Source organism: uncultured Mycobacterium sp., assembly GCF_964249325.1.
In the GTDB taxonomy this organism is placed as follows: Bacteria; Actinomycetota; Actinomycetes; order Mycobacteriales; family Mycobacteriaceae; genus Mycobacterium.
The window spans coordinates 10,083-19,750 of sequence record NZ_CAXUCH010000069.1; the positions used below are offsets into that span (position 1 = coordinate 10,083).

Annotated in this window: 8 protein-coding genes and 1 pseudogene (1 of these 9 only partly in view); 7 read left to right on the top strand and 2 right to left on the bottom strand. The window is 67.5% G+C overall.

Annotation, left to right across the window (positions count from 1 at the left end):
• Window positions 1-250 (bottom strand): annotated as a pseudogene (locus ACFE99_RS11120) (FdhF/YdeP family oxidoreductase); it reaches 2,090 nt to the left of the window's first position.
• Between the two features lie 126 nt (window positions 251-376).
• Here ACFE99_RS11120 and lon point away from each other — a divergent pair.
• Genes lon through ACFE99_RS11150 form a run of 6 tightly spaced genes read left to right on the top strand, consistent with a single transcriptional unit; the run spans window position 377 to window position 6,135 of the window.
• A complete protein-coding gene (gene lon, locus ACFE99_RS11125) occupies window positions 377-2,710 on the top strand; it encodes an endopeptidase La (protein ID WP_375485177.1) in 2,334 nt (777 codons plus the stop codon).
• An 18-nt stretch (window positions 2,711-2,728) separates the two neighbouring features.
• Window positions 2,729-3,118 (top strand): nitroreductase family deazaflavin-dependent oxidoreductase, encoded by a 390-nt coding sequence (locus ACFE99_RS11130; protein ID WP_375485179.1) that lies wholly within the window; start codon window positions 2,729-2,731, stop codon window positions 3,116-3,118.
• 6 nt (window positions 3,119-3,124) lie between these two features.
• Window positions 3,125-3,457, top strand: coding sequence for a TfoX/Sxy family protein (locus ACFE99_RS11135; protein WP_375485181.1), 333 nt, complete (start codon window positions 3,125-3,127; stop codon window positions 3,455-3,457).
• 43 nt (window positions 3,458-3,500) lie between these two features.
• Window positions 3,501-4,136, top strand: a complete 636-nt coding sequence (locus tag ACFE99_RS11140) for an endonuclease (protein WP_375485183.1) — start codon at window positions 3,501-3,503, stop codon at window positions 4,134-4,136.
• Window positions 4,137-4,143: 7 nt separating this feature from the next.
• Window positions 4,144-4,878 (top strand): DUF72 domain-containing protein, encoded by a 735-nt coding sequence (locus ACFE99_RS11145; RefSeq protein ID WP_375485185.1) that lies wholly within the window; start codon window positions 4,144-4,146, stop codon window positions 4,876-4,878.
• Between the two features lie 24 nt (window positions 4,879-4,902).
• Window positions 4,903-6,135 carry an NAD(P)/FAD-dependent oxidoreductase gene (locus ACFE99_RS11150; protein WP_375485187.1) on the top strand — a complete coding sequence of 411 codons (1,233 nt, stop codon included), beginning with the start codon at window positions 4,903-4,905 and terminating at the stop codon, window positions 6,133-6,135.
• A gap of 14 nt (window positions 6,136-6,149) precedes the next feature.
• Here ACFE99_RS11150 and ACFE99_RS11155 read toward each other — a convergent pair whose 3' ends face one another.
• The gene (locus tag ACFE99_RS11155) at window positions 6,150-7,625 is read right to left on the bottom strand and encodes an acetyl-CoA acetyltransferase (protein ID WP_375485189.1); all 1,476 of its coding nucleotides are present in this window, start codon (window positions 7,623-7,625) and stop codon (window positions 6,150-6,152) included.
• Between the two features lie 163 nt (window positions 7,626-7,788).
• On the opposite strand from ACFE99_RS11155, the gene ACFE99_RS11160 reads away from it, so the two are divergent.
• The coding region (locus ACFE99_RS11160; RefSeq protein ID WP_375485191.1) for a phosphoketolase at window positions 7,789-9,668 on the top strand (1,880 nt) is incomplete at its 3' end.

Consider the following 9,668-nt stretch of genomic DNA (forward strand, 5'->3'; position numbering starts at 1 on the left):
AGAACTCCGCGACTTTGCGCCCACCCGGTTCTTCCGGCCAGGCGCAGCCCGGGCAGTCAAACCCGTGGCGCTGGTTCAGCCGCAGCAGCGACGCCGCCGTGCGCACCGCGCCCATCGACGCCAGGCCGCGCTGCATGGACACCAGCACAGCCTTGAGGCCGGCGGCCTCGCGTTCGGGGGCCGTCGTGGTCAGCGCGTGCTCGTCGTAGACGACGTCGATATCCCGTTGTCGACGCGTTCGACCCGCCACCTGCGCCTCCTTGGTTGCCCCGCTCTTCCAGTATGGCGGGTCTGGTCGCCCTCCAGCGGGGCCGCCGCCGGGAACAAACTGGACTCAGTCAAGGTTGAGCGCATCAGGCTTAACTATGGAGGTTTGATGGCTGAAGCCAAATCAGTGCCGGTTTTGTTTGTCGGCGATCCGATCGTTTTGCCGGGCATGGTTGTGCCGATCACGCTTGACGACGCCGCGCGGGCGGCGGTCGACGCGGCCCGCGCCACCGAATCAGGCGAGCTGTTGATCGCGCCGCGGCTCGACGACCGCTATCCGTCCTACGGGGTTTTGGCGGCGATTCTGCAGGTCGGCCGCATCGCCGGTGGCGGTGCTGCGGCGATCGTGCGCGGTGAGCGCCGGGCACACATCGGCACGGGGACCACTGGGCCTGGTTCGGCGCTGTGGGTCGAGGTGCGCGCGGTGGTCGAGCCTGTGCCCACCGAGGAGACCCGCAAGCTGGCCGCCGAATACAAGAAGCTGCTGCTGGCCATGCTGCAGCGGCGGGAGGCCTGGGAGCTTGTTGACATGGTGAACCGGCTGACCGACCCGTCGGCGCTGGCGGACATGGCCGGCTACGCGTCGTATCTCACCGATGTGCAGAAGCGGCAGCTGCTGGAGACCGAAGACGTCGCCGAGCGGCTGCGTTTGCTGACCGACTGGACCGGCGACCACCTGGCCGAAGTCGAGGTCAACGACAAGATCGCCGAGGACGTGCGGGCCGGCATGGAAAAGCAGCAGAAGGAGTTTCTGCTGCGCCAGCAGCTAGCGGCAATCCGCAAAGAGCTCGGCGAAGGTGAACCCGACGGCTCGGACGACTACCGGGCCCGCATCGAGGCGGCCGATCTGCCGAAGAAGGTGCGCGAGGCCGCGCTGCGGGAAGTCGGCAAGCTGGAACGCGCCAGCGAGCAAAGCCCGGAAGGCGGCTGGATCCGCACCTGGCTGGACACCGTCTTGGATCTGCCGTGGAACGTGCGCACGGAAGACTCCACGGACCTGAAGGCCGCACGCGAGGTTCTGGACGCCGACCACCATGGTCTGGACGACGTCAAAGATCGCATCGTCGAATACCTGGCGGTGCGGACGCGGCGTGCCCAGCGCGGGCTGCAGGTCGTCGGCGGTCGCGGTTCAGGTGCGGTGATGGTGCTGGCCGGGCCGCCCGGCGTCGGCAAGACGTCGTTGGGCGAAAGCGTGGCCCGGGCGCTGGGCCGCAAGTTCGTCCGCGTCGCGTTAGGCGGGGTGCGGGACGAGGCCGAGGTCCGCGGGCACCGGCGCACCTACGTCGGCGCGCTGCCGGGCCGCATCGTGCGCGCCATCGGTGAAGCCGGCTCGATGAATGCTGTTGTGCTGCTTGACGAGATCGACAAGGTCGGCTCCGACTTCCGCGGCGATCCCGCGGCGGCGCTGCTGGAGGTGCTCGACCCGGCGCAAAACCACACGTTCCGTGACCACTATCTCGACCTGGATCTGGACCTCTCGGATGTGGTGTTCCTGGCGACTGCCAACGTCGTCGAGAACATCCCGTCAGCGCTGCTGGACCGGATGGAGCTGGTGCAGATCGACGGTTACACCGAGGACGACAAGCTCGCCATCGCCCGCGACTTCCTGTTGCCGCGGCAACGCGAGCGGGCCGGGCTGACCGCTGAGGAAGTCACGGTGACCGAAGCCGCGCTGCGCAAGATCGCCGCCGACTACACCCGCGAGCCGGGCGTGCGGCAGTTCGAGCGGCTGCTGGCCAAGGCGCTGCGCAAGGTCGCAACGAAGCTGGCCGATGGCGCCGACGCCCCCGTGGTGGTCGACGAGCCCGACCTGGTCGGCTACTTGGGCCGGCCGAGATTCACCCCGGAGTCGGCCGAACGTACTGCGGTGCCCGGCGTGGCGACCGGTCTGGCGGTGACGGGGTTGGGCGGCGATGTGCTCTATATCGAGGCCAGCGCCAACGACGGCGAGCCGGGGCTGCAGCTGACCGGTCAACTGGGTGACGTGATGAAGGAGTCCGCGCAGATCGCGCTGTCCTATGTGCGCTCGCACGCCGCCGAATTGGGCGTCGACCCGAAGGCACTGGACCGGCGCATCCACGTGCACGTGCCCGCGGGCGCCGTGCCCAAGGACGGGCCGTCGGCGGGCGTGACGATGGTGACCGCGCTGGTGTCGATGGCCACCGGACGGCAGGTCCGCGCCGATGTCGGGATGACCGGTGAGGTGACGCTGAACGGCCGGGTGCTGCCGATCGGCGGCGTCAAGCAGAAGCTGCTGGCCGCCCAGCGGGCCGGGCTGTCAACCGTGTTCATCCCGGCGCGCAACGAGCCTGACCTCGACGACGTGCCCGCCGAAGTGCTCGAGGCGCTGGACGTCAAGCCGACAACCGACGTCGCCGAGATCGTCGCGCAGGCCCTGGAACCGGCCCTCAAAGAGGCTGAGGTGGCTGCCGCGGCGGCCTGACGACGCTAATGTCACGGCATGGCTGACGTGAACACCTTGAAACGCCAAGTGGTGAGCGGCGTGCAACGTCTGGTGGCCAACCCGGTGGCCCGGCGGCTGCCGCTGACGCTGCTGGAAACCACCGGCCGCAAGACCGGGCAGCCACGGCGCACGCCGGTCGGCGGCCGGCTCGTCGGCAACCAGTTCTGGCTGGTCTCCGAACACGGCGAGCACTCCCAGTACGTCCGCAACATCAAGGCCAACCCGAGGGTTCGGGTGCGTGTCGGTGGCCGCTGGCGCACCGGGAGCGCCCATTTGCTGCCCGACGACGACCCGATCCAGCGGTTGCGCAGCCTGCCGCGGGTCAACAGCGCCGCCGTGCGCGCCATGGGCACGGACCTGCTGACGATTCGGGTGGATTTGGACTGACCCGGTATGGCCTACGACACCGAACTTGCCGAGCGGATCCGGGAGCTGGTAGCGCCGCTGCCGGGAGTGGAGGAAAAGCCGATGTTCGGCGGGCTGGCCTTCCTGATCAACGGCAACATGTCCGTCGCCGCCAGCGGGCAAGGCGGCCTGCTGGTGCGGGTGCCGCCGGAAGACGCCGACAAACTCCTTACCCGCCAGCACGTGAGCCCGATGGTCATGCGGGGCCGGGAAGCCCGCGGCTGGCTGCGTGTGGATGCCGAAGCAGTGAAGACCAAACGTCAGCTGCAGAGCTGGGTGACGCGCAGTACCGACTACGCCCGCAGCCTGCCGCCGAAGTGAGCTGCACGGTTTGTGACCTGGCACGACGGGTACGCCGTGCGTTATGGACGAGCATAAACAGCTGGTGCGGCGGCTGCTGAAGGTCGCCGGCACCACGTATGCGGCGGAAGCCGGAGTCCGGCTCAGCGACAAGCCGATGCCGCTGTTTGAGCTGCTGGTGCTGTGCATGCTGGCCAGCAAGCCCATCGACGCGGCGATCGCGATGCGCGCCGGGCGGGAACTGTTCAAGAAAGGCCTCCGCACGCCGAAAGCCGTTCTGGCGGCGGATCGACAGACGATGATCCGCGCGTTCGGCCGCGCCCACTACGTGCGCTACGACGAAAGCTCGGCCACCCGGCTCACCGACATGGCCGAACGGGTCCGCGACGAGTACGCAGGGGATCTGCGGGAACTGGCCCGCGTCAGCGACCACGACGTGCGGACGGCCGCGCGGCTACTGAAGAAATTCAAGGGCATCGGCGACACCGGTGCCGACATTTTCCTGCGCGAAATCCAGGACGTGTGGACCTGGGTGCGGCCGTATTTCGACAAGCGCGCCACCGGCGCGGCCAAGAAGCTCGGTTTGCCCAGCGACCCAACGGGATTGGGCTCGCTGGCGCCACGCGCGAACGCGCGGCTGGCTGCCGCGTTGGTGCGGGTATCGCTGGACGATGACCTGCGCCGGCAGGTGACCGGTTGACCCGGCGGTGAGCGTGCGGATCGGCACGTCCGGGTGGTCCTATGACCACTGGGTCGACGTGCTCTACCCGCCGGGCCTGCCACCCGCGCGCCGGCTTGGCCGCTACGTCGAAGTGTTCGACACCGTGGAGCTCAACGCCAGTTTCTATCGCTGGCCGAAAGATTCGACCTTCGCCGGCTGGCGTGAGCGGTTGCCGAACGGGTTCACGATGTCGGTCAAGGCGCACCGCGGACTGACCCACTACCGTCGGCTGGGCGCTCCCGAGCCGTGGATCGAGCGATTCGACCGCTGCTGGAAGGCGCTCGGTGACCGCGCCGGTGTATTGCTGGTGCAACTGCATCCCGGGCAGCAGCGCGACATTTCCTCCCAGGAGCGCCTCGACTCCTTTCTGGCCAGCGTGCCGACTTCGATACGGGTGGCCGTCGAGCTCCGGCACCCGTCGTGGAACGATCCCGCGGTCTACGCGGTGCTGGAGAAGCGGCGTGCCGCCTATGTGGTGATGAGCGGCGCCGGGCTAGCCTGTATCCCCAGGGCCACAACCGATTTCGTCTACGCCCGCATGCACGGCCCCGACCCCGACTCGATGTACGCCGGCTCCTACCCGGACAGGGAGTTGCGACGGTGGGCGAAGCGGATCGCCGACTGGGACGGTGAGGGCCGAGACGTGTGGATGTACTTCAACAACGACCCGCACGGCCATGCCGTGCGCAACGCGCTGTTCTTGCGGGGGGTTTTGAGTTGAGCTGCCGCGAGTAGGCTGTACGCCATGGCCGCATCGCGCACTTTTGCCATTGTCGGGGGCGGGCTTGCCGGGGCGAAAGCGGCAGACGCATTGCGGGACAATGGCTTCGATGGCCAAGTCGTTTTGTTCTGCGAAGAGCAGCTTCTGCCGTATGAGCGCCCGCCGCTGTCCAAGGAGTTTCTGGCCGGCAAGAAGTCGCTGAGTGACTTCACCGTGCATGACGATTCCTGGTACCGCGACCACAACGTCGACCTGCGGCTCGGTAGCCGGGTCTCCTCGCTGGATCCGGCAGCCCACTGTGTCGGGCTGCCCGACGGCACCACCGTCGGCTACGACAAGCTGCTGCTGGCCACCGGATCACGGTCGCGGCGCCTGCCGATATCGGGATCCGATGCTGCCGGTGTCTACTACCTGCGGACATTCGATGATGCCTCGGCATTGAATTCGATTCTGGCCGAAGGGTCTTCGCTTGCCATTGTCGGTGCCGGCTGGATCGGCCTAGAGGTGGCCGCCAGTGCGCGCCAGCGTGGCGTGAACGTCACCGTGGTCGAAACAGCCAAGCAGCCGCTGATGGGCGCGCTCGGCGCCGAGGCGGGCGAAGTATTCGCGACGTTGCACCGTGAGCACGGTGTCGACCTTCGGCTGCAGACGCAGGTGGCAGAGATCTCGACCGCCAACGGCGTGGCCACCGGGCTTAGGCTGCGCGACGGGTCGACGATCAGCGCCGACGCCGTGCTGGTGGCTGTCGGCGCGCAGCCCAACATCGAACTGGCCGAGCAGGCCGGGCTGGCGATGGGCGACGGCGGGGTGCTGGTCGATGCGTCGCTGCGGACCAGCGACACGGACATCTACGCGGTCGGCGACATCGCCGCCGCCGAGCATCCCTTGTTTGACACCCGGATCCGCACGGAGCACTGGGCGAATGCGCTCAAACAGCCGGCGGTGGCGGTGGCGGGAATGCTGAGCGAGCCGACCGAATACGCCGAGCTGCCTTACTTCTTCACCGATCAGTACGACCTGGGCATGGAGTATGTCGGCCACGCGCCTGACTATCAACGGGTGGTGTTCCGCGGCGACGTGACAGGCCGCGAGTTCGTCGCGTTCTGGCTTGACGGCAGCGGCCGGGTGCTGGCCGGGATGAACGTGAACGTCTGGGATGTGCTGGACGAGGTGAAGGCCCTGGTCAGGTCGAGGAAGCCCGTCGATACCGCGAAACTGACCGATCCCCAGATCCGGTTGGCCGACTTGGTGAGCTGACTGATCGAGGTCCGCTACCGCAGCGTCGCAGTGCCGTCGGCGTGCACGGTCACTTTGGTCCCGGCGATGTCCTCCTGCACTGTCGCTGCTGCGGTGGCCGGGTCGGTGATCAGGGCCAAGGCGCGCGACTCCTCGGGTGTGCGCACCGCCAAGAAGACCTTCTCGGGCTGCCCGTCGCGGTTGAACGGGGTGGTCCACGATTCGACGGTGCCCACGCCTTCCCATTCGACCGCCGCTTGCCGGGTGAGTTCCTGGTCGATCACGGATTGCACGTCCTCCCAACGGAATTCGGCGCTCGGCGGCTCGGTTCCGTACACACCGAAACTGTGCTTGGTCAAGTAGCCGCCGTTAGCGGTGATCAGGCCCCGACGTCCGGGGTTGGCGACCAACAGTTCGGCCATGGTGGCGATCGAGTGGGTGACGTAGTTACTCCACGGGCCGCCGGCGAACGTCAGCCCGCCGGTCACGGTCAGTGGCCGTTCCGGGTCGTCTGCCGGTAGCCCCAGTTCGGCCGCCGCGATCTGGACCGCGGAGGGAAAGCAGGAGTACAGGTCGACATACTCGACGTCGTCGATCCCCACCCCGGCCAGTCCGAGTGCCCGCGCGCCGCCGATCCGGATGGCCGGAGACCGGTGCAATTCGGCGCGTTCGGACATCGCGAACGTGTCGTGTGCGTCGGTGCCTGCATATGGGTAAACCCGGCGCTCGGCAGGGATGTTCAGCCGGGTCGCCGCCTTCGCGGAAGCGAAGACCAGCGCGGCGCCCTGGTCGACCATATTGTTGGAGTTCATCAGCTTGGTGTAGGGCCAGCTGATCATCCGGTTGTCCGGGCTCGGCAGCCAGATGTCTTCGGCGGCAACGGGTTTGCGGATCCAAGCGTGTGGGTTAGTCACTGCGACGGCGTTGAACCGCGCCCAGAGCTCACCGATGCGCCTGCGATGCTCCGCTACCGGTTCACCGTTGCTGATTCGCAGCGCCTGCTCGAACAACGGATACACATAGGCCGGTCGATCCAGCCGGATCCGCTCCTCGGCCTGACCGGTCATCGGCACGTGATCGTCGGCGCCCTTCGGAATCGGAACCGACTCGTCCTGCTGCGTCCAGACAAGTCTGCGACCGGCGGCCTTGAGTTGGTTCCGGGTGCGCCACGTCTCGGCGCCGACGATCAGCACGACGTCGGCCCGCGCTTGCTGGATGTCGAGGCATGCCCGATTGACCAGTGACTGCGGCACGTTGCCGCCCACACCGCTGTAGCGGGTGGCAGGATTGTCGGCGCCGATACGCTGCGCGACCAGCAGCCCGGGGTCGCGGTATCGCGCCGAAAGCAAATTCACCACGCGGATGGAGTCGATGGCTTCAAGCACCTGGGGCTCGGCAGCCTCGCGCGCAGCGGCGACCATCAAGTCCACGGGTTCGATGTCGGCGCTTTCATCGCGGTGGTTGACCTGGCCGTAGCCGATCAGCACCGGTGTGCGGGGGTCGACGGGCACGCGGCCAGCTTAGAGCCGATCGCCAGCGCGGCGGAGCCGGGCGCAGCGGGTCGGCGACCGAGCCAAACAGAGCCGATCGCCAGCGCGGCGGAGCCGGGCGCAGCGGGTCGGCGACCAGAGGCCTAATGTGCGGCATCCGGCGACCATCAGGACAATCGGGCGGGTGACCTTAGATACCTCGACGCGTGCGGTCCTTTCCGACGACGAAGTTGCCCTCATCGACGCCTACTGGCGTGCAGCCAACTACCTGTCGGTCGGGCAGATCTACCTGCTGGACAACCCGCTGCTGAGCGAACCGCTCGCGCCCGAGCACATCAAGCCCCGGCTGCTCGGACACTGGGGCACCACCCCGGGACTGAACCTGATCTATGCACACCTGAACCGGATCATCCGCAACCGCGACGCCAACGTCATCTACGTCACCGGGCCAGGTCACGGCGGGCCCGGCCTGGTTGCCAATGCGTACCTGGAAGGCACCTACAGCGAGGTGTACACCGGCATCGAGCAGGACACCGAAGGGCTGCGAAAGCTGTTTCGGCAGTTCTCTTTTCCCGGCGGCATCCCCAGCCATGTGGCGGCGCAGACGCCCGGCTCCATTCACGAGGGCGGCGAACTCGGCTACGCCTTGGTCCATGCCTACGGCGCGGCGTTCGACAACCCGGATTTGGTAGTGGCCTGCGTGGTCGGCGACGGTGAAGCCGAAACCGGGCCGCTGGCCGCCAGCTGGCACTCGAACAAGTTTCTGAACCCCGCCTGCGACGGCGCGGTGTTGCCGATCCTGCATCTCAACGGCTACAAGATCGCCAACCCGACCGTGCTGGCCCGCCTGCCGCATACCGAGCTGGAATCGCTGCTGCGCGGCTACGGCTACCGGCCCATCACGGTCGCCGGGGACGAGCCGGTCAACGTGCACCAACAACTGGCGGCCGCGCTCGACGAGGCGTTCGACGCCATCGCGGACATCCAGCGCGTGGCACGCACCGGTGACACCACCGCGAGACCGGTGTGGCCGATGATCGTGATGCGCACGCCCAAGGGATGGACAGGGCCCAAGAAGGTCGACGGCGAGCAGGTCGAGGGCACCTGGCGCGCGCACCAGGTCCCGCTCGCGGAGACCCACGACAACCCAGAGCATCGCGCACAGCTTGAGGAATGGCTGCGCAGCTACCGACCGGAAGAGCTGTTCGACGCCAACGGCGCACTGCGGCCCGAGCTGCGGGCGCTGGCGCCCAGCGGGAATCGGCGGATGAGCGCCAACCCGCATGCCAACGGCGGGCTGCTGCTGCGCGACTTGGACTTGCCTGACTTCCGCGACTACGCCGTGCAGGTCACCCAACCCGCGGTCGAAACGCATGAGGCCACCCGCGTGCTCGGCGTGTTCTTGCGTGACGTGATCACCCGCAACCCCGACCGGTTCCGCCTGATGGGTCCCGACGAGACGGCGTCCAACCGGCTGTCCGCCGTCTACGAGAGCACCGACAAGGTGTGGCTGTCGGAGATCCTGCCCGTCGACGAACACCTCGCTGCTGACGGCCGCGTCATGGAGGTGCTGTCGGAGCATCTGTGCCAAGGCTGGCTGGAAGGCTATCTCCTGACCGGCCGGCACGGGCTGTTCAACTGCTACGAGGCGTTCGTGCACATCGTCGACTCGATGTTCAACCAGCACACGAAATGGCTGTCGACCAGCCTCGAGCTCCCGTGGCGGCGACCGATCGCGTCGCTGAACTATCTGCTGACCTCGCATGTGTGGCGCCAGGACCACAACGGCGCGTCACACCAAGATCCCGGGTTCATCGACCTGGTCGCTAACAAGCGGCCCGAGGTGGTGCGGGTCTACCTGCCGCCGGACGGCAATACGCTGCTGTCGGTGGCCGACCACTGCCTGCGTAGCCGCGACTACGTCAACGTGATCGTCGCCGGTAAGCAGCCCGCGCTGGCCTATCTCGATATGGACTCCGCTATCGCGCATTGCGCTCGGGGCCTGGGCATTTGGCAGTGGGCAAGCACCGCGACGGGCGAACCCGACGTGGTGCTGGCCTGCGC

Excerpts from the sequence above, each read along its gene's own strand:
- ACFE99_RS11130 (WP_375485179.1), top strand. The coding sequence starts at position 2,729 with ATGGCTGACGTGAACACCTTGAAACGCCAAGTGGTGAGCGGCGTGCAA.
- ACFE99_RS11150 (WP_375485187.1), top strand. The coding sequence starts at position 4,903 with ATGGCCGCATCGCGCACTTTTGCCATTGTCGGGGGCGGGCTTGCCGGG.
- ACFE99_RS11135 (WP_375485181.1), top strand. The coding sequence starts at position 3,125 with ATGGCCTACGACACCGAACTTGCCGAGCGGATCCGGGAGCTGGTAGCG.
- lon (WP_375485177.1), top strand. The coding sequence starts at position 377 with ATGGCTGAAGCCAAATCAGTGCCGGTTTTGTTTGTCGGCGATCCGATC.
- ACFE99_RS11140 (WP_375485183.1), top strand. The coding sequence starts at position 3,501 with ATGGACGAGCATAAACAGCTGGTGCGGCGGCTGCTGAAGGTCGCCGGC.